This window comes from Corynebacterium sp. LaCa_70, from assembly GCF_058182015.1.
Genome location: NZ_CP190914.1, coordinates 2,022,461 through 2,048,484, shown reverse-complemented (window position 1 = coordinate 2,048,484; position 26,024 = coordinate 2,022,461). Strand labels below are relative to the sequence as shown.

22 protein-coding genes are annotated in these 26,024 nt (G+C 59.6%); 17 read left to right on the top strand and 5 right to left on the bottom strand.

Going from position 1 to position 26,024, the window contains the following annotated elements; all coding sequences use genetic code 11:
• Positions 1 to 119: 119 nt before the first annotated feature.
• From hemE to ccsB, 8 genes are all read left to right on the top strand, one after another.
• Positions 120 to 1,217 carry a uroporphyrinogen decarboxylase gene (hemE, locus tag ACP8MI_RS09380; RefSeq protein WP_049150278.1) on the top strand — a complete coding sequence of 366 codons (1,098 nt, stop codon included), beginning with the start codon at positions 120 to 122 and terminating at the stop codon, positions 1,215 to 1,217.
• Positions 1,218 to 1,486: 269 nt separating this feature from the next.
• Complete coding sequence (locus ACP8MI_RS09375) at positions 1,487 to 2,962, top strand: protoporphyrinogen oxidase (protein WP_147579266.1); 1,476 nt, start codon at positions 1,487 to 1,489, stop codon at positions 2,960 to 2,962.
• A 186-nt stretch (positions 2,963 to 3,148) separates the two neighbouring features.
• The gene (gene hemL / locus ACP8MI_RS09370; protein WP_284590024.1) at positions 3,149 to 4,483 is read left to right on the top strand and encodes a glutamate-1-semialdehyde 2,1-aminomutase; all 1,335 of its coding nucleotides are present in this window, start codon (positions 3,149 to 3,151) and stop codon (positions 4,481 to 4,483) included.
• Between the two features lie 199 nt (positions 4,484 to 4,682).
• Positions 4,683 to 5,291: a histidine phosphatase family protein gene (locus ACP8MI_RS09365; RefSeq protein ID WP_049150317.1), complete on the top strand. Its 609-nt coding sequence runs from the start codon at positions 4,683 to 4,685 to the stop codon at positions 5,289 to 5,291.
• 81 nt (positions 5,292 to 5,372) lie between these two features.
• Positions 5,373 to 5,999, top strand: coding sequence for a TlpA disulfide reductase family protein (locus ACP8MI_RS09360; RefSeq protein ID WP_147579264.1), 627 nt, complete (start codon positions 5,373 to 5,375; stop codon positions 5,997 to 5,999).
• Between the two features lie 24 nt (positions 6,000 to 6,023).
• A complete protein-coding gene (locus ACP8MI_RS09355) occupies positions 6,024 to 6,956 on the top strand; it encodes a cytochrome c biogenesis CcdA family protein (RefSeq protein ID WP_239211973.1) in 933 nt (310 codons plus the stop codon).
• Positions 6,957 to 7,124: 168 nt separating this feature from the next.
• A complete protein-coding gene (locus ACP8MI_RS09350) occupies positions 7,125 to 8,717 on the top strand; it encodes a cytochrome c biogenesis protein ResB (RefSeq protein ID WP_249606557.1) in 1,593 nt (530 codons plus the stop codon).
• Between the two features lie 262 nt (positions 8,718 to 8,979).
• Positions 8,980 to 9,972 (top strand): c-type cytochrome biogenesis protein CcsB, encoded by a 993-nt coding sequence (ccsB, locus tag ACP8MI_RS09345; protein WP_239211918.1) that lies wholly within the window; start codon positions 8,980 to 8,982, stop codon positions 9,970 to 9,972.
• Between the two features lie 134 nt (positions 9,973 to 10,106).
• On the opposite strand, the gene ACP8MI_RS09340 is transcribed toward ccsB, so the two are convergent.
• The gene (locus ACP8MI_RS09340) at positions 10,107 to 10,532 is read right to left on the bottom strand and encodes a hypothetical protein (RefSeq protein WP_284590025.1); all 426 of its coding nucleotides are present in this window, start codon (positions 10,530 to 10,532) and stop codon (positions 10,107 to 10,109) included.
• 45 nt (positions 10,533 to 10,577) lie between these two features.
• On the opposite strand from ACP8MI_RS09340, the gene ACP8MI_RS09335 reads away from it, so the two are divergent.
• On the top strand, positions 10,578 to 11,009 hold the full coding sequence (locus ACP8MI_RS09335; protein ID WP_018121354.1) for a DUF4229 domain-containing protein: 432 nt from the start codon (positions 10,578 to 10,580) through the stop codon (positions 11,007 to 11,009).
• 18 nt (positions 11,010 to 11,027) lie between these two features.
• Here the strand turns inward: ACP8MI_RS09335 and ACP8MI_RS09330 are convergent, their stop codons facing one another.
• Entirely contained in the window at positions 11,028 to 11,957 is a 930-nt protein-coding gene (locus ACP8MI_RS09330; RefSeq protein ID WP_018121353.1) for an AEC family transporter, read from the bottom strand.
• Between the two features lie 150 nt (positions 11,958 to 12,107).
• Positions 12,108 to 12,998, bottom strand: a complete 891-nt coding sequence (locus ACP8MI_RS09325; RefSeq protein WP_147579263.1) for a 1,4-dihydroxy-2-naphthoate polyprenyltransferase — start codon at positions 12,996 to 12,998, stop codon at positions 12,108 to 12,110.
• A 226-nt stretch (positions 12,999 to 13,224) separates the two neighbouring features.
• Here ACP8MI_RS09325 and ACP8MI_RS09320 point away from each other — a divergent pair, with 226 nt between their 5' ends.
• Positions 13,225 to 14,337 carry an aldo/keto reductase gene (locus ACP8MI_RS09320; protein ID WP_284590026.1) on the top strand — a complete coding sequence of 371 codons (1,113 nt, stop codon included), beginning with the start codon at positions 13,225 to 13,227 and terminating at the stop codon, positions 14,335 to 14,337.
• A gap of 17 nt (positions 14,338 to 14,354) precedes the next feature.
• Here the strand turns inward: ACP8MI_RS09320 and menE are convergent, their stop codons facing one another.
• Positions 14,355 to 15,548 carry an o-succinylbenzoate--CoA ligase gene (gene menE / locus ACP8MI_RS09315; protein ID WP_049167392.1) on the bottom strand — a complete coding sequence of 398 codons (1,194 nt, stop codon included), beginning with the start codon at positions 15,546 to 15,548 and terminating at the stop codon, positions 14,355 to 14,357.
• Positions 15,549 to 15,633: 85 nt separating this feature from the next.
• Positions 15,634 to 16,605 carry a 1,4-dihydroxy-2-naphthoyl-CoA synthase gene (locus ACP8MI_RS09310; protein WP_239211924.1) on the bottom strand — a complete coding sequence of 324 codons (972 nt, stop codon included), beginning with the start codon at positions 16,603 to 16,605 and terminating at the stop codon, positions 15,634 to 15,636.
• Between the two features lie 27 nt (positions 16,606 to 16,632).
• On the opposite strand from ACP8MI_RS09310, the gene ACP8MI_RS09305 reads away from it, so the two are divergent.
• The 7 genes from ACP8MI_RS09305 to ACP8MI_RS09275 all read left to right on the top strand — a co-directional run bounded on the left by ACP8MI_RS09305 (position 16,633) and on the right by ACP8MI_RS09275 (position 25,806).
• Positions 16,633 to 17,763 (top strand): o-succinylbenzoate synthase, encoded by a 1,131-nt coding sequence (locus ACP8MI_RS09305; RefSeq protein WP_284590027.1) that lies wholly within the window; start codon positions 16,633 to 16,635, stop codon positions 17,761 to 17,763.
• 48 nt (positions 17,764 to 17,811) lie between these two features.
• Positions 17,812 to 20,424, top strand: coding sequence for an ATP-binding cassette domain-containing protein (locus tag ACP8MI_RS09300; RefSeq protein ID WP_261792560.1), 2,613 nt, complete (start codon positions 17,812 to 17,814; stop codon positions 20,422 to 20,424).
• A gap of 60 nt (positions 20,425 to 20,484) precedes the next feature.
• Entirely contained in the window at positions 20,485 to 21,327 is an 843-nt protein-coding gene (locus ACP8MI_RS09295) for a hypothetical protein (RefSeq protein ID WP_249606060.1), read from the top strand.
• Between the two features lie 117 nt (positions 21,328 to 21,444).
• Positions 21,445 to 23,178 (top strand): 2-succinyl-5-enolpyruvyl-6-hydroxy-3-cyclohexene-1-carboxylic-acid synthase, encoded by a 1,734-nt coding sequence (menD, locus tag ACP8MI_RS09290; RefSeq protein ID WP_249606059.1) that lies wholly within the window; start codon positions 21,445 to 21,447, stop codon positions 23,176 to 23,178.
• A 12-nt stretch (positions 23,179 to 23,190) separates the two neighbouring features.
• Entirely contained in the window at positions 23,191 to 23,727 is a 537-nt protein-coding gene (locus ACP8MI_RS09285; RefSeq protein ID WP_249606058.1) for a DUF3592 domain-containing protein, read from the top strand.
• A gap of 36 nt (positions 23,728 to 23,763) precedes the next feature.
• Positions 23,764 to 25,047, top strand: a complete 1,284-nt coding sequence (locus ACP8MI_RS09280) for a glycosyltransferase family 4 protein (protein ID WP_249606555.1) — start codon at positions 23,764 to 23,766, stop codon at positions 25,045 to 25,047.
• A gap of 117 nt (positions 25,048 to 25,164) precedes the next feature.
• Complete coding sequence (locus ACP8MI_RS09275; protein WP_049150326.1) at positions 25,165 to 25,806, top strand: demethylmenaquinone methyltransferase; 642 nt, start codon at positions 25,165 to 25,167, stop codon at positions 25,804 to 25,806.
• Positions 25,807 to 26,024 lie beyond the last annotated feature (218 nt).

Sequence of the window (26,024 nt, the reverse complement as noted above, 5' to 3'; positions counted from 1 at the left end):
CATTGCCGTACCTACCTCCATGGCCCCGAAGCCCATGAATGGCCCTGACCCCATGAATTGCCCTGATTCCCGTGAAGCCTCTGATTCCGGTTTCGTTCTAGGTCGCTACCTCGTGGATAATGGGGGCTATGACGCGTCGGAATCTGAATAATTCGTCTTTCCTTGCTGCTGCTCACGGCCGCACCCCGAGCCGTACCCCCGTGTGGTTTATGCGCCAGGCTGGCCGGAGCCTTCCGGAATATCGCGAGCTGCGCGAAGGAACCAGCATGCTGGATGCGTGTTTTAAGCCCGACATGCTTGCGGAAATTACCATGCAGCCAGTCCGACGCCACGATGTCGATGCCGCAATTTTGTTTTCTGACATCGTCATCCCCTTGAAAGCGGCGGGCATTGACGTCGAAATTGTTCCGGGGCGCGGTCCTGTGATGGCACATGCCGTGCGCACCCCACAGGATGTGCGCAACCTGCCGGTGCTTGACGACGACATCGCGGAGGTGGCAGAGGGAATTGGCATCATTCTGGATGAGCTCACGGATTCCCAGGCGCTCATTGGTTTCGTTGGAGCCCCGTTTACCTTGGCTAGCTACCTCGTGGAAGGTGGGCCGTCGAAAAACCATGAGCGCACGAAATCGCTGATGCATTCAGACCCGGATACGTGGCATTTGCTGATGGAAAAAATCACCCCGACGGTAACGCGCTTTTTGCAGACGCAGATTTCTGCGGGCATCGATGCCATGCAGTTGTTTGATTCCTGGGCTGGATATCTCACAGAGCGCGATTATCGAGAGTTCGTGCTGCCGTATTCGCAGCGCATCCTGGAGTCTGTGGAAGGTGAGATCCCGCGTATCCACTTTGGCGTCGGTACGGGAGAATTACTTGGCGCGATGAGCGAGGCGGGTTCGGAAGTTATGGGTGTGGATTGGCGTGTGCCGATGGACAGTGCGGCTGAGCGTATTCACAATGCTGTGGGGCCGCGGGTGTTGCAGGGTAATTTGGATCCTGCGATTTTGTTCAGCGGTGAGCAGGCAATGGCCCGAGAGATTACTCGCATTAAAGGCGAAGCTGCCGATGCGATTACTGCCGGTCACGCTACTGGCCACATTTTTAATCTCGGGCATGGTGTGTTGCCTAATACTGCACCGGAAGATATTACGAAGGCTGTCGAGCTCATTCATAGTGTTGATACCGGGGCGGTTGCTGTGCCGGAAAAGCGTTAAAAATAAAAAGCCTGAACACAAGCCTAAACAAAAGCCTGAACGCACCAGTAAAGCCCACCTTGACAATTGTGTCTTCAGGCATGATTGCGTTGCAACCTATGGTCTCCGGTAACCGCTGCGAACCGTCGCAGGATTCTTCCACCTATGATGTCCCTGCTCTGGCCAAACCATATTTTCGCCACACCCTGCTCTGACCAAACCATGTTCTGACTAAACCGAGATTTGCCCTATATCAGCCCTAGATTTGACCTATTCGGAGTGATTTTCCCATGACCCGTTGTGCCATTATTGGAGCCGGACTTGCCGGTCTGACTGCTGCTTATCAGTTGCGCCAGGAACTGCCCTCGGCTCAGATCGATGTTTGGGAAGGTTCGGAGCGTATTGGTGGAAAGCTGCACACCGTGCCTTTCGATGGTGGTCCTGTTGACATGGGGGCGGAGGCGTTTTTGGCTCGGCGGGATGACGCCCATGAGTTTTTCGCGGAATTGGGCCTTGCCGACGAGATTGTTTATCCCTCGGGGCTGCGTCCGGTGTTGTATGCCCAGGGTGCACACCATGTGTTGCCAGCCGGTGGTGTGATGGGAATTCCGGCGTGGGGGGAGTCTGTGGCCGGTGTGGTCAGCCCGGAAACAGTCGCGGCTATTGATGAGGAAGCTCAACGCGAGCCGATTAATTGGGAGGTTGGCGGAGATCAAAGCCTCGGCTTGATGGTGCGCGATCGTTATGGTGATGAGGTCGTGGATCGTTGCGTTTCGGCTTTGTTGGGTGGGGTGTATTCCTGTGGCGCGGATGATTTGGGCATTCGTGCCACCGTTCCTGCTTTGGCCAATGCCCTGGATGATTTGGCTCGTGCGGGTGAGCCGGTGACGCTGAGTGCCGCTGTCGCTCGGGTGGTTTCTTCGGCGAACAAGGCTGGTTCTTTGTCACATGATTCTTCGGCTAACCAGGAGCCGAAACCAGCCCCGGTTTTTGGCGCGTTCCGCAATGGCTATGCCACCTTGTATGAGCGTCTTGCGCAAGCCGCGGATGCCGAGATTTACCTGGAAACTTTTGTCACTGGCATCACCGAGGTTTCTGGGCCAACAGATGCGGCTCGCCCGCAATACCGGTTGGTGGGCATGGGCGTGGATGAGACTCTTTACGACGCCGTCCTCGTTGCCACTCCGGCTCCGATGGCGTCGCGCATCTTGAAATCTCTACCTGGCGCTACTGCGAAGGCAGCGGAGGCCATGAGTTCTATCAAATTGGCTAGTTCTGCTGTTGTCGGTCTGCGTTTTGCTTCGGATGTGGACCCTGATGGAAACGCGCTTCCAGAAAATTCTGGGATTCTCGTTGCTGCGGATCAACCTGGTGTGACTGCGAAAGCATTCACCTTGTCGTCGCGGAAGTGGCCGCATGTGGCGCAGCAGGGAACGATTGTGCGTGCTAGCTTCGGTCGATTCGGTGAGGATGCGATCACGCGGGCACAGGAAGATGAGCTCGTTGATCATGCTCTCGATGATCTCGCTGCGATTACCGGATTTGATGGTCGTGCCGCTGGCGTTGAAGAGATCTACACGCAGCGTTGGTTCGGCGGATTACCGCGCTACGATCACACGCACACAGAAACTGTGCGCCGTGCGGAAGCCGAGCTTGCCGACGCCGACCGCATCGCTGCTACTGGTGCGTGGGCCGGTGGGGTCGGTGTGCCAGCAGTGATTGCGCATGCGCGTAAGACCGCACGAGATCTGGCTCGACAGCTGTAGCAGGACACCACCTCCGGGAGGATCCACGTCCTGGCAAGACGCAAACTCCGGGAGGTCGCAAGCTTTGGTAGGTCGCCTGTTCTGACAGGTAGCAAATACTGGATGGGCACGAGTTCTTGCAGCTGGCAGAAAGATGTGCTGAGATTGCGAACCTCGTAAGTAGACGAACCCCGTAGACTAGGGTGCATGACTCAGAACTATTCAGATGCTGCTGGTACCGGATTGCCTTCTGCCCGTTCGGAGGAGTGGTTCCGCCGCGCGGTGGAGATAACCCCGGGTGGAGTAAACTCTCCAGCTCGCACATTCGACGCGGTTGGCGGTACCGCCCGGTTTATTGATCACGGCAAGGGCTCCCGCTTATTCGACGTGGATGGAAATGAATACGTCGATTTGCTGTGTTCTTACGGCCCAGGCATCCATGGCAATGCTCATCCAGAGATCGTTGAGGCTGTCACCCGAGCCGCCGAAAAAGGACTCGGCTTCGGCACCCCAACCACCGGTGAGGTGGAACTGGCAGAGTTGATTGCTCAGCGCACTGCCGTCGACAAGGTCCGCCTGGTTAATTCAGGTACCGAAGCGACGATGACCGCCGTGCGCTTGGCACGCGGATATACCGGCAAGAGCAAGATCATCAAGTTCCAGGGCTGCTACCACGGTCACGTTGATGCCCTGCTGGCTTCTGCTGGTTCGGGCGTGTTGACATCGTCAAACCCGGATTCTCCGGGCGTAACCAAAGCGCAGGCGTCGGAAACCATCGTCGTCCCCTACAACGACTTGGATGCTGTGCGCCAGGCATTTGCCGAAAACCCGGGGGAGATTGCAGCCGTGATCGCCGAGGCGGCAGCCGGAAACATGGGAACCGTCGCGCCTGATGACGGGTTTAACCAGGCGCTGAAGGAACTAGCCCACGACAATGATGCGCTGTTGATCCTCGATGAGGTTATGACTGGGTTCCGTACCTCGTACCAGGGGTGGTACGGCATTGATGGCGTGGCTGGTGACCTGGTGACGTTCGGCAAAGTCATTTCTGGTGGGCTGCCTGCAGCTGCTTTTGGTGGTCGCGCTGACATCATGGCGCACCTGGCGCCGGAAGGCCCCGTCTACCAAGCCGGAACCCTGTCGGGTAATCCGGTCGCCGTTGCGGCGGGAACGAAATCGCTCCAGCTTGCCGACGAATCCCTGTACCAGCGCATTGGTGGGCATGCGGACAAACTCGGTGCGATGATTTCGGACGCATTGCAGGCAGAAGGTGTGGCCCACAATATCCAGCGTGCCGGCACCATGTTGTCCGTGCGTTTCGCCGAAGGCCAGGGGCGCAACTTTGCTGATATGCAGGCTGCCGATACGTTCCGATTTGGGCCGTTCTTCCATGCCTTGCTGGATAACGGGGTGGTAGTGCCGCCTTCGGCCTTCGAGACCTGGTTCGTGCATGACGCGTTGGGTGATGCAGACTTCGAGATACTGGAAAAGGCACTGGCCCCGGCCGCGAAGGCTGCCGCTGCCGCACAGCCGAGTGCCTAATGGCCGCACAGCCGGGTGACTAATGTTAGCGGTGTACCGCGTGGTTGATGGTCTGACTGTCACACGGCCCGCAAAACCAGTGCCCAAATACCAGGCCCCATAAAACTAGGAACAGGAGAATTGCCCCATGTCGAATACCTCACCCAGCGAACACTCTGCCGCCCACCAGGCTCAGCAAACCAGTGACACGAGCTCGCAGATTCCAGTGACGATCGTCCACCTGGTGCGTCACGGGGAGGTCTTTAATCCCGGCAAGATTCTGTATGGGCGTATCCCGGGGTACCATCTGTCCTCGCGTGGTCACTCCATGGCGGCGCGTACCGCGAAATCTTTCGAAGGCCATGATGTGGCATATCTGGCCGCGTCGCCGTTGTTGCGTGCGCAGCAAACCGCCCAACCAATTTCTCAAGTCACCGGGCTTGATGTCGAGGAATGTCCCCAGGTGATTGAGTCCGGAAACGATTTTGAGGGCCTGCGCACGAAGGGCTGGCGTTCGCAGTTGTGGAACCCAAAGCGGTGGCCGCAGATGTATAACCCCCTGGAACCATCATGGGGCGAGCCGTTCGTGGACATCGCCGATCGCATGATGGCGGCGGTGCACGATATTCGAAATAAAGCCGAAGGCCACGAGGGGATTGTGGTATCTCACCAATTGCCGATTGTCATGGTGCAACGCACGGTGCGCGGTCAGGCGTTGGCGCATGCTCCGTGGAATCGAGAGTGCGCTCTGGCGTCGGTGACCAGCTTGGTATTTAGCGGAAAAGACATTATTGATATCCGCTATTCCACCCCGGCCCGGGAGATTTAACTCGAATAGCTCTGGTCTCAGATACTCGCCCCTAGTTCCCAACTTGGTTCAGCTGCCATGTTGGGCGATACTAGGGGTACTATGATTACGACTTTTGGACCATTCCGACGTTCCCGTGCCGCAGCGTCGCTTGTCGTGGCGGGGGCGTTGTCGTTGACTTTGGCTGCGTGTGCGTCGGAAGAAGCCAATAAGAATGCGGTTTCTGATGTGGGCGGAACGTTCGAGTTTCATACCCCAGGCGGGCAAACGGAAATTTTCTATGAGGAATCCGAGCGGCAGCCGATCGCTAATTTACGTGGCCCGTCGTTGCTGGATGAGGGCGAGACCGTGACGTTGGATGACTTCGCGGGCGAAGTCGTCGTCCTGAACTCGTGGGGCCAGTGGTGCGCGCCGTGCCGCGCGGAGGTCGACGACCTGCAGCGTGCCCACGAGAAGTTGAGTGAATCCGGCGGGACCGTCTTGGGCATCAACGTCCGGGATTATAACCAGACGATCGCGCAGGATTTTGTCAAGGACAATGGCGTGGAGTACCCGTCGATTTATGATCCACCATTCCGGTCGGCAGCTGCGCTAGGCGGCATTCCCACTTCTGTGGTGCCGACGACGATCATCCTGGATAAACAACATCGCCCGGCTGCGGTTTTCCTGCGGGAAGTTACCGACCAGGACATTCTTGATGCAGCATTGCCGCTTCTCGACGAAAGCTAGCCGACGGTTGTGTCTATAGCGTCTATGGAGTTTGTGAACCTGCTGAACCCAGAAAACCCGTATCCAGTGATTACCGAACAAGCCGTTAGCGCCAGCTTTCACGCCAGTGCCAGTGCGAGTTCTATCGTCAGCGACAGTTCTTTTGCCAGTGCCAGCTCGATTGCTGCTGCTTCTGCATCGACGTTTGCGGATGCCGCCGCCAGCGGTCCGCTGATTCTGGGTTTTCTCGCTGCCGCGCTGGCCGGGCTCGTGTCTTTCGCATCGCCATGCGTCGTCCCGCTAGTTCCCGGCTATATTTCCTATCTTGCGGGCGTCGCTGGCGGGTCGGTGGAGTTGGATGACCGTTATGGTGTTCGCGTCGCCAAGCGCCGCCAGTGGGCAGTGGTTGGTGCATCGCTGCTATTCATCGCTGGTTTTACCGTGGTCTTCCTGTTGGCGACGGTCTCTGTTTTCGGTGCCTTGAGTGCCATTAATGCCAATGCGGAAACCTTGCAGCGGGTCGGCGGCGTCGTCACGATCCTGATGGGGATCGTGTTTTTGGGTGGCGTGAAGTTCCTGCAGCGTGACACCCGTGCGGAACCGAAAAAATGGAGTACCTGGGCGGGCGCGCCGCTGCTGGGTGGAGTGTTCGCGTTGGGGTGGACGCCGTGTCTGGGGCCGACCCTGGCGGCGATCATTTCGATTTCCGCTGGCACCGAAGGCAGCACCGCAGCCCGCGGTGTGATCATGATCATTGGTTATTGCCTGGGTTTGGGGCTGCCGTTTGTGCTGTTCGCGCTGGGTTCTGCCAAAGCGATGCGTTCGATCGATTGGTTGCGCAAAAATTCCCGCACCATTCAGACCATCGGTGGCGTGCTGATGATCCTTGTCGGCCTCGCGCTGGCGACGGGCTTGTGGGCGGAATTCATCAATTACATTCGCCAATGGACCGTCGATTATGGCACCACCCTGATCTAACTGGCCGCCCCGGCTAGCCTGGCTACCCCGCTCACCCTGCCTATCCTGCCTCCTGCCCACCCTGCGATTTTCCCGAAGGAGCCCACAGTGGACACTACGGACACTACCGCGCGTAAATCCTGGTTGCCTTGGCGATTGTGGAAACGAGCCTGGAACTGGCTGACCAGCATGCGTACGGCGCTGGTGCTGTTGTTCCTGTTGGCTATCGCCGCGGTGCCGGGCGCGTTATTGCCGCAGCGTTCGTTGAATGAGGACAACGTCAACGAATATATCGCGAACAACGGCAAGCTCGCCGAGGTCTACGATTCGCTGCAGCTTTTCGACGTCTTCCAGTCCTCCTGGTTCATTGCGATTTTCACGTTGCTGGCGGCTTCGTTGGTCGGCTGTATTATCCCGCGTAGTTGGGATCACTATAAGGCCTGGCGCGCGCGCCCGACTCGAGCCCCGCGTTTTTTGCACCGGATGCCGCATCACCACACGGGCACCCTGGATAAGTCGCTTGTCGACGCCCGCACTGAGACGTTACGGCTGCTGCGCCGCTGGCGGATCTCGGAATTTAGCGCCGATCAGGACCGCGCCGGGAGACCGTCTATTTCTGCGGAGCGTGGTTACGGGCGCGAATTGGCGAACTTGTTATTCCACATCGCGTTGGTTGCCATTTTGGTGACGGTGGCTGCAGGCCGCATGGTCTATTACGAGGGTCAGATCATTATTGTTACTGCCTCTGGTAGTTATGACCACGCGGTGGAGCTGGATCAGTCCACGGAGTTCTGTAATACTTCCGTATCTAGTTTTGACTCTTTCCGCGCCGGGCCGCTTTTCGACGGCACGGGCCTGAACCCGTTCTGTTTCATTGCTCATAATTTCCAGGCTGATTATCTGCCTAATGGGCAGGCGGAGATGTTCAGTTCTGATATTTCTTATGCCCAGGGCGACGAGATTTTTTCTGACCCGGAAACGTGGGATGACTACCAGCTACGGGTGAATGATCCGCTGCGTATTGATGGCGATCGCGTGTATTTGCAAGGTCACGGTTTCGCGCCGACGTTTACCGTGAAGTGGCCCAATGGGGAAACCCGGACCCAGACTTGGCAGTTCCGGCCGGATGATTTGGTGAACTTCTTGTCTTCTGGTGCGATGCGTTTTGATCCTCCCGCCGGTATGTATCCAGATCTGTATGAGCGTCGGCAGAATCAGATTGCGCTGCAGGGTCTGTTCGCGCCGACGGCTGATTGGCAGGGTGAAAACGGTGAGCTGTTGACTTCAGCTTTCCCGGAGATGCGTGATCCTGCGGTGGCGATTGATGTTTACCGGGGTGATGCCGGATTGGATACGGGTATCGCGCAGTCAATTTTCGACCTGGACCAGACGCTGATCCATAGCGGCCAGTTGCAGAAGTTGGAGCGCGTGAACTTGGAAGTAGGCGAGTCCATCACCCTGGATGATGGCACTGAGCTGACTTTCGACGGTGCTTCGGAGTTTGCGAACTACCAGATCGCGCATGATCCGTTCCAGCGTTGGGTGTTGCTGTCGACGATCGTGATGCTGTTGTCGTTGGTGGGTTCGCTGGTGATTAAGCGCCGCCGTATTTGGGTGCGGTTTACCGATAACGGCGATGGCACCACGGATATCGAGATGGCTGGACTGGCTCGTACTGACCGCGCTGGCTGGGGTGAAGAACTGGACAAGATCTACCGGGAGTTGTTTGCGCTGCCGGATCCGGATGATGTGGAAGAAGACGATTTGTATACGCGGGACTAGCATTGTATACCCGGGATTAGCATGGTTCCTGTCGGCCTTTGTTGGGGCCAGTGGCCGGTGAATGAGCGTAGTGACCGGTGAATCGGCAGTTAGAGTTTGCTGTTTTGTGGCTTCGCGTTCATCATCCGAAAGGATTATGTCGAACCTATCGTTAGTTGAGGTTCACGGCAGATCTGCGGTAGCTTGAAGTGCAAATGTTTCCTGCAGCATCCGCGGATGTTGGTCCGGAAACGTCGTGATCACGATAGGAAAGTGTGGATTAATGCTTGCTGATCAAACGCTGTCCAACTTCTCGGACTTGATGTTCCGGACGACGTTCGTTATTTATGCGATTTCCCTGGTTGTGGCCCTGGTGTTTTACGTCAAGGTGAAAAGCGTGATCGACGCACACCGGCAACGCGAACGCGTTGGGGCCGACGGTCGCGCTGCCGACGATAACCGCGATGCTGATGCAGGGGCCGGTGGTAAATCAGTCGACGAACTGGAAGCTGGTGCCCGCAAGTGGTCCGGTATGGCGCAGACTCTGATCTGGCTGGGAATTATTGTTCAGGCTGGTGCCGTGCTTACTCGTGGCTTGGCGACCAGCAGGTTCCCGTTCGGCAACATGTATGAGTATTCGCTCATGCTGACTTTGCTCACCATGGTTGTGTCGGCTGTGGTTATTGGTCAGCGCCAAGAATGGCGTGTGTTGTGGCCCTGGCTGCTGCTTCCCGTTCTCATCTTGATGTTCGTCGGTGGTTCACACCTCTATGCAGAATCTGCCCCATTGGTTCCAGCGCTGCGTTCGTTCTGGCTGCCGATCCACGTGGGCATTGCCGTGTTAGGCGGTTCCATCGGCATGCTGTCGGGTGTCGCTTCGCTGCTGTACTTGTTGCGGCGTTGGCAGCCGAAAGGCGAGGAGAGCGACGGCATTGCCGGTGCGATCGTGAAACCACTGCCGAGCGCGAAAAAGCTCGACGGGCTAGCTTACAAGTCTGCGATTGTGGCTCTTCCGGTCCTTGGCCTGGGGATCTTGTTGGGTGCGATTTGGGCAGAAGCCGCGTGGGGTAGGCCGTGGAACTGGGATCCGAAAGAAACCGTTTCTTTAATCTCCTGGATCTTGTACGCGGCGTATCTGCATGCCCGTGCTACCGCCGGATGGCGCGCCATGCGTGCGGCGTGGATCAACATTGTTGCCCTGGCCACCACGATCTTTAACTTCTTCTTTATCAATATGGTGGTGTCGGGTCTGCATTCCTACTCCGGGCTGAACTAGGCCTCTGGGCTGAATTAGGCCGCAGCCTAACTGGCTCACAGAGGTGCGCGCAACCGCTAATTTCGTTTCGGCGGAATTGGACTGGAATGGACTGAGGCGGGATGAATTGGACTGAAGTGGCCTAAAACGGCCTGCTACTGATCGTCGGTTTTCTCGTTGTCGCGTGGGGTGTTCGAATTCTTCGACTGTTCCGGATCTGGTGAGCCGTCCTGGGAGTTTGTATTGCGGGAATCCTCCGCGCCGTGTGTGTTCGGATCCGTCTGATCACCCACGTCGGATCGTCGGTCTGACGTGCCCCGGTCTCGGCCTTGGTGCTGTTGATTCTCTTCCCGCTGTTGCTCGTCGTGGCGCTGTTGTCGCTCTTGTTCTTGCCGACGACGTTCTTTAAACCGATTCTTTTCAATATTCCACAGGAACTCTTCATCATCGTCCGGCCCCTTGATTGCTGGACGATTAACAGAATTCGCCTGGCGGTTTTGATTCCAGGATGCTGGACCAAAAGCCTTCCATACCAAGACTGCAGCCAAGACTATTAGCGCTAACAAGATCAGCTTTCCCATACTGATCATTTTACGGCACGATCAGTGCGACTTAGGATGAATCTCGTGACTAATCAACCAGATAGCAATGGTGGGCAAACCGGTATCCCGGCTCGGTCAGGTGCACCAGGTGCACCAGGTGCACAAGGCGTACAAGGTGCAGAAGGCTCGGGCCTGTCCAGCAATAGCCCGCATGCCGAGGAACCTCAACTCGACCCACAAACCCGCAAGCAAGCAACCCGTGCGATGCTGAAATACGGGGCTGCGCGCTTGGGGCTTTTCTTAGGCCTGACCATCGTGATTCAGGCGCTAGCAGTACTCATCGGAGCCCAAGTGCCACTGGTGGTATCGGCGCTTTTGGCATTGTTGGTGGCGCTGCCGCTGTCGATGCTGATCTTCAAAAAACTCCGCATCGAAACCACAGAAGCCGTCGCCAAGTTGGCGCAGCAGCGCAGGGCCCGCAAAGAGTGGGTCAACCGGGAACTCGCTGGCCGCTAGCCAGCACATCGAGCTCTTTTAACTACCGAAAATCCCGGCCACCACGGCCATGACTGGCAGGGAAGCAAACGTCGTCAAGAAGACGGTATCGCGGGTAACAGCGAGGCCTTTTTGGTAGGTCGCGGCGTAGTTGTACACGTTTTGCGCCGTCGGCAAGCAGGCCAAGATCACCGCGACATAGAGGTGGTCGCTGCTTAGCCCCAGTGCGAGGCCGGCCAGCCACGCGAATACCGGCATGAGCACGAGTTTCATGACAGTGGAGGTGATGACGGCGGGGCGATCCGCCGGGTCGTCGAGGATATGGATTGAGGTCAGTGAAGCCCCAAAGCTGATCAAAATCATCGGGATGGATGCGCCACCAATAATCGACATCGGCTCCATCACAACCTCCGGGATTTCCCACCCAGCGACCGCAACAACCATGCCCGCAATTCCCGCGAGCACCAGCGGAGACAAAAACCCGGAACGGATACCATCAACAATTTTCGCCCCACGGGTACGCCCATGTCCGTCGTTGAGCGCAGCCAGAATAAATGGCGTGAAAAACACCATCTGCAGCATCAGGATGGAAATTACCCAAGTGGCCTCGCCGACCACATAGATACTCACCGGCAACCCAATATTGACGGAGTTGAAATAAAACGACGAGGCCGCGCCCATGGTGGTCGTCGGCAAGTCTTTCGGGAAAAACAGGCGGGAGGCGACGATATAGCTTGCGCCCGTGAGCAGGCTGGACGCGACGACGGCGGCAAGTACCGGGGAAAAGAGCGTGCCCGGATCGGATTTCGCGAGCGAAGTAAACAGCAGGCAGGGCGTGGCTGCGTAAAAGGCGGTTTTATTCAGGACCAGCCGTTGGGAATCGCTGCCGATGACACCGAATCGGGATAACGCATAGCCCACGGCGATGATCGACAAGATGATGGTAAAAGCAGTGATCACACCTGCCATATACGCCCTCCTATGGGCTTCTTGGGCTTTGTTGAATCTTGACGACGACTGACGGCTGACAACGACTTACGGCGGCAGACGACGGCTGGCTCCGGTGTCGGCCAAGACCAGAACTAATCCTGGCTTAGACTCAACCTAGGCCAACGCAATCTAGGCCAATGCCAGGGCGATAAACATGAGCCCGGACCACAACGCCATCGCACGCCCAGTCAGCGCCAACACGGTGACCAGCTGCCTACCGCGTGCCCCCGAATTTACTCGGTGCAGGGCCTTCAGCGTCCAGTAACCGGAAATAAACGCGATCCATGTGGCCGGGAATGCCAGGATGCCGACCACGAACGTCACGATATACGGGATGATCAGCAGCACGGTATACAGCTTGCGGGAGGCGGAATCACCCAGGATCACTGCCAGGGTGCGTTTGCCTGCTGGCTTGTCGGTGGCGATATCGCGGATGTTGTTGGTCAGGTTCACCGCGGAGGACATGGCGCCGACGGAAATAGCTAAACCGATGCCCACCTCAGAGATGGCACCTGCTTGGGTGAACTCGGTGCCCAGTACAGCGATCAGGCCAAAGAAAATGAAGATCGCTACCTCGCCCAGGCCTTTATAGCCATAAGGGTTTTTCCCTCCGGTATAAAACCACGCCCCGGCCAAGCACACCGCGCCCATCAGGATCAACCACCAAGCGGACAACAGCGCCAGGATGAGACCTGCCACGCCTGCGACGCCGAAAGAAATGAACGCTGCCTTTTTCACGTCTGCAGGGTGGGCGAGTTTGCTGGCGGTGAGCCGGGTGGGGCCGGTGCGTTCGTCGTCGGTGCCTCGTATGCCGTCCGAATAATCGTTTGCGTAATTGACCCCGATGACCAAAGCCCAGGAGACGATGAGGGCTAAGAAGAATGGGACAAATTTCCCGGAATTTTGATACAGCGCAGCGCCTGTTCCGGCTAGAACCGGAGCGAATGCATTCGGCCACGTATGCGGCCGTGCCGCCTGGATCCAATCGCGGGTAGTGGCCGAATACGTTGTAGCGCTCATGCATTCATTGTGCGCTATATTTCACGGCTTAACAAACAGTGAATGACATCGGCGGGATTCGACGATGGGGCGGCAGCGGCGGACACGTTGCGGCCACTAATTGGGAGATCGGCGTGCTCATCAGCTGGGGAATTGCCGCGGGTCTGGTGCGCGCACATTCCCGATGTTTAGGTGGAAATGTTTCCGTGGAACAGACTAGTGCTAGGTCGCGACCTAGAGTGGAAGCATGAGCGATAAAACCAACAAACCCAACCATCACACCGACGCCACAACGAGTCAGACTGAAACACAGTCCGGGACCCTTGATGTTTTCCCGATCGGATTGGGATGTACCGGCATGACCCCGCATTCTTATCCGGATTCACCGCGCCGCGAAGAAATGATCCAGGTGTTGCGCACCGCCGTCGAGCTGGGCGTGGAGTTTTTCGATACCTCTGAGATCCAGGGGCCATACACCGGCGAGGAGCTGCTTGGCGACGCCTTCGCCCGCGCTCAATCCGAGGCTGCGGGCCAGGAGGGCCCCGCGGGGGCTTCGTCAGCGGCGCCGGGCAATTCTTCGTGCAACTCTCCGGAACGGGCCCCGACGATTGCCACCAAGTTTGGTTGGAATATCGACAACGGCCAACCCACTGGCGAGCTGAATTCCCGCCCGGACAACATCCGTCGTGTCGCTCAGGAATCCGCCCGCCGCCTGGGTGTCGAGCGCCTGGATCTTTTTATGCAGCACCGTGTCGACCCGGAGGTCCCCATCGAAGAGGTCGCAGGCACCGTTGGTGAGCTTGTCGACGAAGGCCTAGTCGCCCACTTTGGTTTGTGTGAGGCATCTGCCACCACCATTGCCCGCGCGCACCGCGAATTCCCGGTTGCAGCCGTCGAAAGCGAATACTCACTGTGGTCGCGAGGAGTAGAAGAATCCGTGCTGCCGACCTGCGCCCGGCTTGGAATCGGTTTTATTGCCTACAGCCCATTGTCAAAGGGAATGCTTACTGGTCAGCTCACCGAGCCGAATGCGGATTCCAACAGCCCCCGCCTGCACCCGGAAAATTTCGCGCAAAACCAGCGCAATGCGGCCCGGGTCGCGGAGATCGCGCAGCGTTACGACGCCACCGCCGCCCAGATTGCTTTGGCGTGGTTGCTGGATCGCGGTGCGCAGCACCCGGGCGGCATGCTGGTGTTGCCGGGCAGTATCAATCCGGCGCGCATTAAGGAGAATGTGGCAGCAGCTAACGTGACGCTTGCCGACGATGACCGCGCCGCGCTCGACAATCTTGTGCTCACGCACCCGGTGGCGGGGGAGCGCTACGTCGACAAGCACCTGCGGTTTATCGACCGCGACTAGCTAAACCTCGAGACCGACTAACCCCGAGGCTGGAATAGCTCGGCCACACCAGCCCGGTGGATTTTGCCCAGCGACGTCCGCGGCAGTTCGTCGACACGCAGCAGCTCTTTCGGCAGCTGCCAGCGGGGCAAGTCGTACAGGGCGTCGAAAATCTCGCAGGCTTGTGCGGTCCCTTCGTAGGCCGCCATGATGGCCTGCCCGAAACGGCGATCATCCACGCCGACGACGCAGGCACCGGTGACTCCGGGAACGCCCAAGAGCTCGTTTTCGATGATTTCCGGGTGTACCTTCAAACCACCGGTGGTGATCACCGCGTCGAGGCGCCCGCTGACCTCCAACCGGCCGTCGACAATGCGCCCGCCGTCGGAGGTGGCGAACCAGCCCGGCCAGTCCGGGTGGGTGAAGGCTTCGTGGTCCGGCATATTGCGGTAGCCGGCGGCGATGGTGGCGCCACCGAGCATGATGCGGCCGGATTCCACGGCGACGGAGCTGCAGGGCAAGGGGCGTCCGTCGTAGATGCAGCCCCCGGCGGTTTCGGCGCTGCCGTAGGTGGTCACGAGGTGGATGCCCAGCTTGTGTGCCGATTCCGCCAATTGTGGGTTCAGTGCCGCACCGCCGATTAAGATGGCGTCGAAGCGTCGTAAAGCGGTAATGCCTTCTAAGGTTTCTATGGCTTTGTCCAGCTGCATCGGGGTTAATGCGGTGTACATGGGCTCGCGCGCAGCAGGCGTTTTCCCGTCCCGGGCGTGATCTAAATATTCCGCGGCGGCGGCGAATGCGGGAATGCGGAAACCACGGGAAAGGTCCAGGCAAACTGGATCTACCCCGGCGATCAGGCTGCGCACCAACACCTGGATTCCTGCGATGTGATACGCCGGCAGGGCCAATAGCCAGTGTCCGGGCCCGCCGAGAACCTCGTGGGTTGCATCGGCCGACGCCACCAAGTTGGCTGCGGTGAGCTGTGAGCCTTTGGGGGTGCCGGTAGAACCAGAGGTCGGCACCACCAGGGCAATATCATCGTCGATGGCTTGGCCGACGCGTTGCGAGGAATACAGCAGCTCAGTACGTGCCCGGTCGCCGGCGGGCACCGGAAGATAATGCGCTTGGCCTGCGATGGCTGCTTCCAAGTCGTCGAGAATTGCTGCGGGGTCATCGAGCCGGACCGGAAGCGCGGTCAGCACCGGGCCGTGGGCGGGGAGAGGAGCGGGCATTGGGCTCGGTTGTCCTGCTGCCTCGCCCGCGCGTGAGTCCCGATCGTCGCGGCCCCACCCACTGGAACCGCTACCGCTGAGATCCTTAGTAGTAATAAGGAAACTCCTCCCAATTCGGGTCGCGCTTTTCCAAAAACGCTTCCTTACCTTCCACAGCCTCATCGGTCATGTACGCCAAGCGCGTGGCCTCGCCGGCGAAGACTTGCTGGCCGGCCAGCCCGTCGTCGGCAAGATTGAAGGCGAACTTCAACATGCGTTGCGCCGTCGGCGACTTGGAATTGATCTCGCGGGCAGCCTGGATGGCTTCGGCCTCAAGCTCGGCGTGATCGGCCACGATATTGACCGCCCCCATCTTCATCATGTGGGTGGCATCATAAGACCGGCCCAAGAAAAAGATCTCGCGCGCGTTTTTCTGCCCCACCATCTGCGCCAGGTAGGCCGAACCATAACCGGCATCGAAACTTCCCACGTCGGCGTCGGTCTGTTTAAAACGGGCGTGTTGGCGCGAGGCGATCGTCAGGTCGCACACCACATGCAGCGAGTGCCCACCACCAGCGGCCCAACCATTGACCACCGCGATGACCACTTTCGGCATCGTGCGGATCAGCCGCTGCACTTCCAAGATGTGCAAACGCCCACCCTCGACTTTCTCGCGGGCGGTATCCACACCGGATTCGTCGGCACCGGCGACATCCGAATCGTGGCTCGTGGCATAACGGTACCCGGAACGACCACGAATGCGCTGGTCACCGCCGGAACAAAACGCCCATCCGCCATCTTTCGGCGATGGCCCATTGCCGGTCAACAACACGGTGCCCACGTCGGGGGTGCGTCGGGCGTGGTCGAGTACCCGGTAGAGCTCGTCGACGGTGTGCGGGCGGAAAGCGTTGCGCACCTCCGGCCGGTCGAAGGCGATGCGCACGATCCCGTCGCGCCGGGTGGTACCTACGTGGCGGTGGTAGGTGATATCGGTCAAGTCTTCGAAGCCTGGGACGGTGCGCCATTGGGTGGGATCGAAGGGGCTGGCGTCGGGTTTGTGCTCAGGAGTGCTAGTCATGGCCTTCAGTCTAGCTAGGCTTGGGGCATGAATTTTCCAAATCACGACGCTCGGCTACCACAGCCGCCGCGCTCGCCGAGTTCATCGCGTCCACCGCGTCCGCCGCAGGCGCCTGCACCACCCCTGCCCCCTCTCGCAGACATCCTCGAGCGCACCCACGTCGTTTCTTTGCCCATGGCGGTGAAATTCCGCGGCCTGCGCCACCGGGAAGTTGTGCTTATCGACGGCCCGGCTGGCTGGGGAGAATTCGCCCCGTTCGCTGATTACTCCGCCCGCGAGACCGCGCCCTGGCTGCGTTCTGGGATAGAAGCTGCCTACCAGGGGTTTCCTTCCCCACACCGCGACTATATCGAGGTCAATGCCACGGTCCCGGCGGTAGAACCAACCCAGGTTCCGGAGGTGCTTTCCCGCATGCCGGGCGCCCGTTGCGTCAAGGTGAAGGTGGCCGAGCCGGGCAAGGATTTCCGGGATGCGCTTGCCGACGACATCGCCCGGGTGTCCGCGGTGCGTGAGGAGCTTTCCGGGATTCCGGGCACCCGCATCCGCGTGGACGCTAACGGCGCGTGGACGGTCGAGCAGGCCGTGGAGGCGGTGTCTGCGTTGGCCCCGCTGGATTATGTGGAGCAGCCGTGCGCCACGCCAGAGGAGCTGGCGGAGGTTCGCACCCAGCTGATGCGCCGCGGGATCTTTGTTCGCGTTGCCGCCGATGAGAGCATCCGTCGGGTGGAAGATCCGTATCGGGTGGCGGATTTGCAGGCGGCGGATGTGGCCGTCGTCAAGGTGGCCCCGTTGGGTGGGGTGCGCCGGGTGTTGCAGCTGAGTGCGGATCTGCGTGCGCGCCATATGGATGTGACGATTGCCTCGGCTTTGGACAGCGCGGTTGGTATTAATGCTGGGCTGGCGGCGGTGGCGAGTTTGCCGAAGTTGAACGACGACGAGGACATCGATGTGGCCCCGGCACCGGCGGGCTTGGCGACGGGCTCGTTGTTTGTGGAAGATGTGGCCGCGCCGCGTTCGCTTGTCGACGGCATGCTGGCGACTGCCCCGGTGGCACCTGATGCTGACCGGCTGGCCGCTTTGGCCGCGGACGGTGCGACGCGCGATTGGTGGTTGGACCGGTTGCGTGCGGCTTATGCGCAATTGGAAGCGCAGGCGTAGTCCAAATCCCACTACGTACAGGTCCCACCACCGCCTAGACTGGAGGTTATGCCTTCTTCGGATCCTTCGAACCTGCCACACACCACAGCCTCTGACCAGGGACAATCCATACAGGTCCCGACCTACGTGAGCATCCATGATGCCAATCTGCACAATTTGCGCCACATTGACGTGACCATCCCGCACGGCAAGCTGGTGGCGTTCACCGGTATTAGTGGCTCGGGTAAATCCTCGTTGGCCTTCGGCACGATCCACGGGGAAGGCCAGCGTAGTTACCTGGAATCGGTGGCCCCGTTTGCGCGCCGCTTGATCAGCCAGGCGACCGATCCACAGGTCGGATCCATTGAGGGGCTATCGCCGACGGTTGCGCTCCAGCAGCAGACCACGGCGCCGGGGGCTCGCTCGACGGTGGGCACGATTAGCTCCACCTCGAATATTGTTCGTCTGTTGTATTCCCGGTGTGGCGATTACAGCGCACTGTCTGGCGATGCGAAGTCCGAAACCCCAATCACTCGCCTGGCTTCTGACGCCTTCAGCCCCAACACGGCCGATGGCATGTGCCCAGAGTGCCGTGGAACGGGCACGAAGTTTGTCGCTACGGAAGCGTCGATGGTGCACGAACCGGGGTTGTCGATCCGCGACGGCGCGATTACTGCGTGGCCGGGCGCCTGGGCGGGCAAGAACTTCCGCGACATCTTGGAGGCCTTGGGCTATGACCTCGACCGCCCGTGGCAGGAACTTTCCGACGCCGACCGCAACTGGATCCTGTTCACCCGCGAACGCCCCGTCGTCGAGATTGTTCCGCACCGCGGCGCTGACCAGGTTCAGCGCACTTACCAGGGGACCTGGCGTAGCGTGGCCGAGTATTTGTATAAAACGCTTCGCGAAACGGAATCGGATTCGCTGCGCCGTCGCACGGAATCTTTCCTGGAATCGCATACCTGCAGCAATTGCGGTGGCGCGGGTTTGCGGCCGCAGGCGCTACAGGTGCGCTATCTCGGGGTGCCGATTAATGAGTTGAATGCGTGGTCTTTGGATTCTTTGCATCAGGCGTTGGTGGACCGCCAGCAGGAGCTTGGCCAGCGTGCCGGCAGCAGCAATAGCAACGCCGTCCGTGATGACCAGCCCGACACTGCTGCGGCCTCGGCGACCCGTACTGCGCAGGATGATGCAGAGGCCTTGTTGCTGACCCAGATTGTCCCTCCGCTGGCTGCCGCCTTGGAACTTGGGCTCGGCCATTTGAGCCTGGACCGGGTCGCCACCACCCTGTCGGCCGGTGAGCTGCAGCGCCTGCGCCTGGCTTCCCAGTTGCACAGTTCCTTGTTCGGTGTGACCTATATTCTCGACGAACCTACCGCGGGTCTGCATCCGCAGGAGCGCACGGCCGTGCTGACGGTCATCCGTCGCCTGCTGGCCGCGGGTAATAACGTGTTCGTCGTTGAGCATGACATGGATTTCGTTGCTCAGGCCGATTACCTCATCGACATTGGACCCTATGCCGGTGATGGGGGAGGCACCGTCGTGTTCGCGGGCAAGCCCGGCGAGCTTGTCGACGCCCGTATCGACGCCAACGGGCAGCTAGCCGAATACCCCACAGCCCGCGCCCTGGCGAACCGTCACTTGCAGCTTGCCGACGCCCCGCGCGACGCCAGCGGCCAGCTGGTACTGCAGGGAATCAACCACCGGAACCTGCGCGAGCTCGATCTGGAGCTCGGCTTGGGCCAGTTCACCGCGGTGGCTGGCGTGTCTGGTTCGGGTAAGTCGACGTTGGTGACAGATGTCGTCGGCAAGCGCGCAACTGAGCACCCGGATATTAGTCGCGTCGTCACGATTACGCAGAAACCCATCGGGCGCACTCCGCGTTCCACCCTGGCGACGTATACGGGAATGTTTGACCGCGTCCGCAGCATTTTCGCTGCCCAGGCGCGCCGGGATGGCAAGGATGCGAAGAAGTGGAATGCCTCGAAGTTTTCCTATAACACGAAAAAGGGCCAGTGCCCGGAGTGCTCGGGGGCTGGCCACATTGAGGTCGAGTTGGTGTTTTTGCCCGGGACCTATACGTTGTGCCCGCGGTGCCAGGGCGGCCGGTTTAACGACGAGGCGCTGGAAGTGCGTTGGTATGGGCGTACGGTCGCTGATGTTTTGCGGTTGCGGGTTTCGGAAGCGTTGGAGGTTTTCCGGGACCTTGCCGACGGCGGCGCTGGCAGTGACTGCGGCAGTAAAGATCCCGACCATTCCCAGATCACCCAGGTGGTGCGGGCTTTAGAGGTCTTGGATGAACTCGGCTTGGGCTACCTCCGTTTAGGGCAGGGCGCACCGGAGTTGTCTGGTGGCGAGGCCCAGCGCATCAAGTTGGCGACGGAGCTGCAGCGGGCGCAGAAGAAATCCAGTGTGTATCTGCTCGATGAGCCAACCATGGGTCTGCACCCGCACGATAGCGCGAAGTTGTTGGATAAATTGGAAGCTCTTGCCGACGCCGGCGCCACCGTCGTCATGGTTGAGCACAACTTGGAGGCGCTGGCGCGGGTGGATCGTGTGATTGAGCTTGGCCCTGGGGCGGGAGCTGCTGGAGGTCGCATCCTGGCGCAGGCGAGCCCGAAGAAGTTGGCGGAAGAAGATACTGCTACGGGTCGGGAATTGGCCCGGCGCGTGGCGGGCTGATCGTCTCGTGTGCTCATCCGTAAGATGTCTAGACTGGGTCTAACCCTTTGAGGAGGATTGATGACACCGAATTCTGGTAATTCCGGCCGTTCTGGAGCGAACCACGGTGGGCAGAACCACGGTGGCTCGAACCATAGTGGCCGCCCGGGCCGTGATGATCGCACCGAGTTTTTCCGCGGCGATGACCGCACGGAGTATCTTGGCTCGAATGAGCGCACGCAGTATTTTGGTTCCAACGAGCAGACTCAGTATTTCGGCTCCAATGAGCAGACGCAGCACATAAATCGTCCGAATCAGGGCTCGGGTACAAGTTATGACGCAGGCCAGGGTGGGCGCCAGTCGGATCGTCCGCAGCAGTATTTCCCGGATCAGGATCAGTACCAGAACCAGCCTTACTCGCACACCCAGCAGTATCAAGGCCAGCAGGGCCAGTACGGCCAACAGTATGGGCAGAATCAATATGGTCAAGGCCAGTACGGTCAGCAATACGGCCAACCGTATAACGCTGGTTATGGTCCTGTCGCGCAGCAGGCCTCGGTGCATAATGCGCACCAGCCGCAGCAAGCAGCGCAGGCTTCGGGTGGCTCGAGTTCCTGGCAGATGCTGCTCGGAATCATCTCTGGCCTGGCGCTGTTGCTGGCGGTGGTGTTTTTCTTCCTGTGGCGTTCCGCTGATAATGAGCAGGCTACGTCGCCGACACCAACTACTGTGACCTCCACACAGACAGAAGAGGTTAATGTCACGGTGACAGAACCAACCACCGTTATCGAAGAACCCGTTGTACCTGGCGGCGACGGCGGAAGTTGGCGCGACCAGATCCCAACTGAGGTGCCAGAGGAACTGCTGCCGCCGGAAGGTGAAGAGTTCGATCTGCGCAGCTGGTTGAGTAATATTTTCGGCTAGTTCCTAACCTGAATAGGCACCTGATCAGGACTGATTAACTCTGACCAGGCCCGACCTGGCTCGACCAACGCTCACCTGATCGTAAATATTGAGATTGTAAATCCTGAGTAGGAGACCATGCCCGAATCCCCACAGCCCGAATCCCAACCCCAACCGGAGTCCGTCCACCTGGCCCAACAGGTCGCTGCCCGGCTCGCAGAATTCGCCACCGATGTCGTGCTGTGTCCGGGCTCGCGTAACGCCCCGCTGTCGTTGGCACTGATTGCGCATCCCGGGCTGCGGGTTCACGTGCGTCTCGACGAGCGCAGCGCTGCTTTCCTCGCCCTCGGTTTGGCGCGCGTGCAGCAGCGACATGTTGCGGTGGTGATGACTTCGGGTTCGGCGGTGTCGAATTGTTTGCCAGCCGTCGTCGAGGCCTCCCATTCGCATACGCCGCTGGTTGTGTTGAGCGCGGATCGCCCGCAGCGGCTCGTCGGCACGGGGGCTTCGCAGACGATCCAGCAGCAGGGCATTTTCTCCACGTTTACGGACACCACCCAGATCAATACTGCGGCGGATCTCCCAGCTTTTTCTGATCGTTTAAATTCTGACCGTCTGGCGCACATCAATGTGGCTTTCGACGTGCCGTTGGTGGGAAGCGAGCTGGCCGAACCTTCTACCGATGTGCTTGCCGACGCCCACCCTGCCGACGCCCAGGTTGCCGACGCCCCCGCAATTTCACCGGCGGATCCCGCACACCCTGCCCGTCGTAGGCTGCCTTCCTGGTCTGATCACGGAGAGGTTGCCGTCGACCTGAGTAAACCAACCCTGGTGATCGCCGGCGATGAGGCCTGGCGTGTCGACGGACTCGAGGATGTTCCCACGATTGCGGAGCCGAGCGCTCCCGCCCCGTATGTTCCGGTGCACCCGGGGGCGGCCGCGATTTTCGCCAAAGACGATGCCCACGTTGGCGACTATTATGTGCGCACCAAACCTGCCCAGGTGATTGTGGTCGGCCACCCGACGTTGCATCGCCGGGTGCTCGCGCTGATCACGGATCCGGATATCGAGGTTATCGTGCTGTCCCGCACCGATGATTTCTTGAGTCTGCGCACCCACAGCGCCCAAGAAACCCGCGGCACCCGCGTAAAAACCACTGGTGAACCTACCCGGGAGTGGCTGAAAGTATGCCAGGCCGCGTCCGATCTGGCCGCCGGGGCAGTCCGCGACGCGCTGGAAGACGAATCACACGGATTTACTGGCCTCCACGTTGCTGCCGCTGTCACGGACACGTTGGCTGTCGGAGACACCGTGTTCGTCGGCCCGTCGAACCCAGTCCGGGATGTCGCTCTGACTGGCCTGCCGTTTGATGGCGTCGATACGTATTCCCCGCGGGGAGCGGCCGGGATCGACGGCAATATTTCCCAGGCCATGGGGGTGGCTATCGCTGCGCAGTCTTTGCGTGCCGACGAGGTTCGCGCCCCGCGCACCGTCGCCCTGCTCGGCGACATCACGTTTTTGCACGATGTCGGTGGACTGCTGCGTGGGGTGGATCAGCCGGAGCCGGAAAACCTCACGATCGTGGTAGCCAACGACGACGGCGGTGGAATTTTCGAATCCCTCGAAGTGGGCCAGCCCGGCTTGCGGCGTGATTTCGAGCAGGCCTTCGGAACCCCGCATGGGGTCGACATTGCCGCGATCTGTGAGGGCTACGGCCTGTCCTACCAGCGAGCGGAAAGCCCGCAGGAGCTTCTCGACGCCTTGGCCGCCCAAACCGAATTTCCGGAACCGATCCTGGTCATTGAGGCGGCGACCACTCGGACGACGCGTCGGCAATTGCACCAGGCGATCGATACCGTCCTCGGGGGATAAGTCTGGTTGGCCATGACAGATCTCATAGATCCGCACCGGCAGCGTCGGCAGTGGCGGCGCCGTTTGCACCAGTTGGTCGCGGCCTTGTGTATAGCCGGACTACTTGGCTCGGTTGCCATGATTGGTGGGGCAGCGGCGAATGATCACAGGATTGAATCTGATCCAGGTCGCGCCCTAGCGACGGTCACGGGTACTTCCTTGTTGCGCACCACCGTGGAATTCCGGGACGATGAAGGTTTGTATCGGGCGCCGTCGACAGGCGTGTTGTATCCCACCGGGCTTGCCGAGGGCCAGCAGGTTTGGGTGCAGTATTCGCGCGCGGATCCGGACCTGGTGAAAGTCGCTGGCCGTGGTTGGACATTGGCGATTATCCCGGGGCTGAGTGTCGCGGTGCTGGTTGTCGTCGTCACGTTGGTGTTGTGGCAGTTGATCAGCTTTACGACGCGTCCCAAGAAACAGGGCGAAGGAAGTTCGAAGAAGACCAGCGCTCCAGGTAGTTCCAAGAAGAGCGGGGGCCAAGGAAGCTTCATGAAGCGTAACCGTGAGTGATGCCAGCTGATGCCCGAGCCTAAAAATCTCTCGCGGCTGCGCGTGGCCATCGTCGCCGAGTCTTTTTTGCCGCATGTGAACGGGGTCAGCAATTCCGTCCTTCGCATTCTGGAGTATCTGCGCGCGCAAGGCCATGACGCTATCGTCATCGCGCCCGGCCCGCACGGCAAGCACCCCCAGAGCAAGCATCCCCAGAGCAAGAGCCCCCACTGCAGGGCCCCGGACCACCCGGAAATCTCGCATTATGCGGGGTTTCGGGTCGTGCGTGTGCCGACGATCCGCCTGCCATTCGTCGATTCTCTGCCCATAGGCGTGCCGACACCCACGGTCCGGCGAACGCTCGCTGAATTCCGCCCGGATATCGTGCACCTCGCAAGCCCCTTCGCGTTGGGGCGCGGCGGCGGTTGGGCTGCTCGGCGGTTAGGTGTTCCTCGGGTAGCGGTGTTTCAGACTGATATCGCAGGTTTTGCCGGCTTGTACCAGCTGGGGGTGTTGCAGCACGCTACCTGGCGTTGGATCAAGCGGATGCATAACCATTGCCAGCTGACGTTGGCGCCGTCGAGCGAGACGATTCGTCAGTTGGAATCCCACGGGGTGCGCAATCTCGCGCTGTGGGGGCGCGGGGTGGATACGCAGTTGTTTCATCCGCAGAAGCGTTCGGATGCGCTGCGTCGGCAGTGGCGCGCAGGGCGGCCCAAACAACCAGAGCCAACCATCGTCGGTTACGTGGGACGCCTGGCCAACGAGAAGGGTGTGCACCGGCTGGCAGTATTATCCGCTCGGCCCGATGTGCAGCTCGTCATCGTCGGCGATGGCCCGTGTCGTTCTGAGCTGGAAGCCGCCATGCCGGATGCGGTGTTTTGCGGTGCGCTCAGCGGCAGCGACCTGGCGGCTGCCTATGCCAGTTTCGATGTTTTCGTCCACCCCGGTGAGCTGGAAACTTTTTGCCAGACCATCCAAGAAGCCCACGCAAGCGGCGTGCCGACGATCGCCCCACGGGCAGGCGGTCCAATCGACCTGATCCGGGACGGTAGCAACGGGAACCTTTGCGACGGCAGCGGGAACCTTGGTGACAGCAACGCGAACCCTGATGGCTGCACTGGGCTGCTACTAGATCCCGATAATTTCGAAGCCAAGCTTGCCGACGCGGTCAGCTGGTTGGCAGCCCCGAGCCGTCGGCAAGAAATATCCGCTGCAGCTCGCGAGCGCGTGGAGGGCAAGACTTGGCCTAGGATCTGTGCTCAGTTGGTGGACTATTATCGGCAGGTGCTGGCGGAGGTGAACCCAGCTGCGTGGGAATCTCCGGTAGCCAACCATTAAGCTGGTGGGGTGGATTCTTCGAATAAGGCTGAGCCGAACAAGCAGAACAAGCTGGACAAGCAGGCACCGAAACTCACTCGTGCGACGCTGGATAAGGCGCCGGTGGATGTGGCGTCGATGTTCGATACGGTCAGCAAGAATTACGACCTGACCAATACCGTGCTCTCGCTCGGGATCGATAATTATTGGCGCAAACGCACTCGCGAGCGGCTAGATCTGCAGGCTGGGGATAAAGTGCTGGACTTAGCGGCCGGAACCGCCGTGTCTACGGTGCAGTTGGCACGCTCTGGAGCCTGGTGCGTGGCCTGTGATTTTTCGACCGGCATGCTGGCAGCCGGCGCCCACCGCGATGTGCCCAAGGTTGCCGGTGACGGAATGCACCTGCCGTTTGCGGACGAGAGTTTCGACGCCGTCACGATCTCGTATGGCCTGCGTAATATCCACGATTTCCGCGCCGGGCTGCGGGAAATGGCGCGGGTGACCAAACCGGGCGGCAAGCTCACCGTTGCCGAGTTTTCTACCCCGGTGATTCCGGTGTTTAGCACGGTATACAAGGAGTATCTGATGCGTGCTTTGCCTGCGATTGCGCGGGTGATTTCTTCGAATGCGCAAGCGTATGAGTACTTGGCGGAATCGATCCGTATGTGGCCGGATCAGGAGACCTTGGCTGCTGAGATCAACGCTAATGGATGGACTGAGTGCGGCTGGCAAAACCTGACTGGCGGAATCGTGGCTCTGCATTCAGCGCACAAAGCCTAGACCTGCCTAAACGCTTCTAGGTCGCGACCTAGAAGAAGTCTCCTGGGCTTTGGTCCGTCTGAATACGTTTGAGTTGACGAGAAACTCGTCGATTACGTCCAAGGGACTTTAAGCGTAGAAGAAATCGGAGAAATAGCGAGTCCGATCCAAAAACTCTTGACAACGAGTGCACGTGTGCCGAGAATCATACGATGATAATTCTGTCTATTTTGATAATC

Bases quoted from the DNA above. Each gene is read 5' to 3' on its own strand.
- hemE (WP_049150278.1), top strand. From the start codon at position 120: ATGGGGGCTATGACGCGTCGGAATCTGAATAATTCGTCTTTCCTTGCT.
- ACP8MI_RS09375 (WP_147579266.1), top strand. From the start codon at position 1,487: ATGACCCGTTGTGCCATTATTGGAGCCGGACTTGCCGGTCTGACTGCT.
- hemL (WP_284590024.1), top strand. From the start codon at position 3,149: ATGACTCAGAACTATTCAGATGCTGCTGGTACCGGATTGCCTTCTGCC.
- ACP8MI_RS09360 (WP_147579264.1), top strand. From the start codon at position 5,373: ATGATTACGACTTTTGGACCATTCCGACGTTCCCGTGCCGCAGCGTCG.
- ACP8MI_RS09355 (WP_239211973.1), top strand. From the start codon at position 6,024: ATGGAGTTTGTGAACCTGCTGAACCCAGAAAACCCGTATCCAGTGATT.
- ACP8MI_RS09350 (WP_249606557.1), top strand. From the start codon at position 7,125: ATGCGTACGGCGCTGGTGCTGTTGTTCCTGTTGGCTATCGCCGCGGTG.
- ccsB (WP_239211918.1), top strand. From the start codon at position 8,980: ATGCTTGCTGATCAAACGCTGTCCAACTTCTCGGACTTGATGTTCCGG.
- ACP8MI_RS09340 (WP_284590025.1), bottom strand. From the start codon at position 10,532: ATGGGAAAGCTGATCTTGTTAGCGCTAATAGTCTTGGCTGCAGTCTTG.
- ACP8MI_RS09330 (WP_018121353.1), bottom strand. From the start codon at position 11,957: ATGGCAGGTGTGATCACTGCTTTTACCATCATCTTGTCGATCATCGCC.
- ACP8MI_RS09325 (WP_147579263.1), bottom strand. From the start codon at position 12,998: ATGAGCGCTACAACGTATTCGGCCACTACCCGCGATTGGATCCAGGCG.
- ACP8MI_RS09320 (WP_284590026.1), top strand. From the start codon at position 13,225: ATGAGCGATAAAACCAACAAACCCAACCATCACACCGACGCCACAACG.
- menE (WP_049167392.1), bottom strand. From the start codon at position 15,548: ATGCCCGCTCCTCTCCCCGCCCACGGCCCGGTGCTGACCGCGCTTCCG.
- ACP8MI_RS09310 (WP_239211924.1), bottom strand. From the start codon at position 16,605: ATGACTAGCACTCCTGAGCACAAACCCGACGCCAGCCCCTTCGATCCC.
- ACP8MI_RS09305 (WP_284590027.1), top strand. From the start codon at position 16,633: ATGAATTTTCCAAATCACGACGCTCGGCTACCACAGCCGCCGCGCTCG.
- ACP8MI_RS09300 (WP_261792560.1), top strand. From the start codon at position 17,812: ATGCCTTCTTCGGATCCTTCGAACCTGCCACACACCACAGCCTCTGAC.
- ACP8MI_RS09295 (WP_249606060.1), top strand. From the start codon at position 20,485: ATGACACCGAATTCTGGTAATTCCGGCCGTTCTGGAGCGAACCACGGT.
- menD (WP_249606059.1), top strand. From the start codon at position 21,445: ATGCCCGAATCCCCACAGCCCGAATCCCAACCCCAACCGGAGTCCGTC.
- ACP8MI_RS09285 (WP_249606058.1), top strand. From the start codon at position 23,191: ATGACAGATCTCATAGATCCGCACCGGCAGCGTCGGCAGTGGCGGCGC.
- ACP8MI_RS09275 (WP_049150326.1), top strand. From the start codon at position 25,165: ATGTTCGATACGGTCAGCAAGAATTACGACCTGACCAATACCGTGCTC.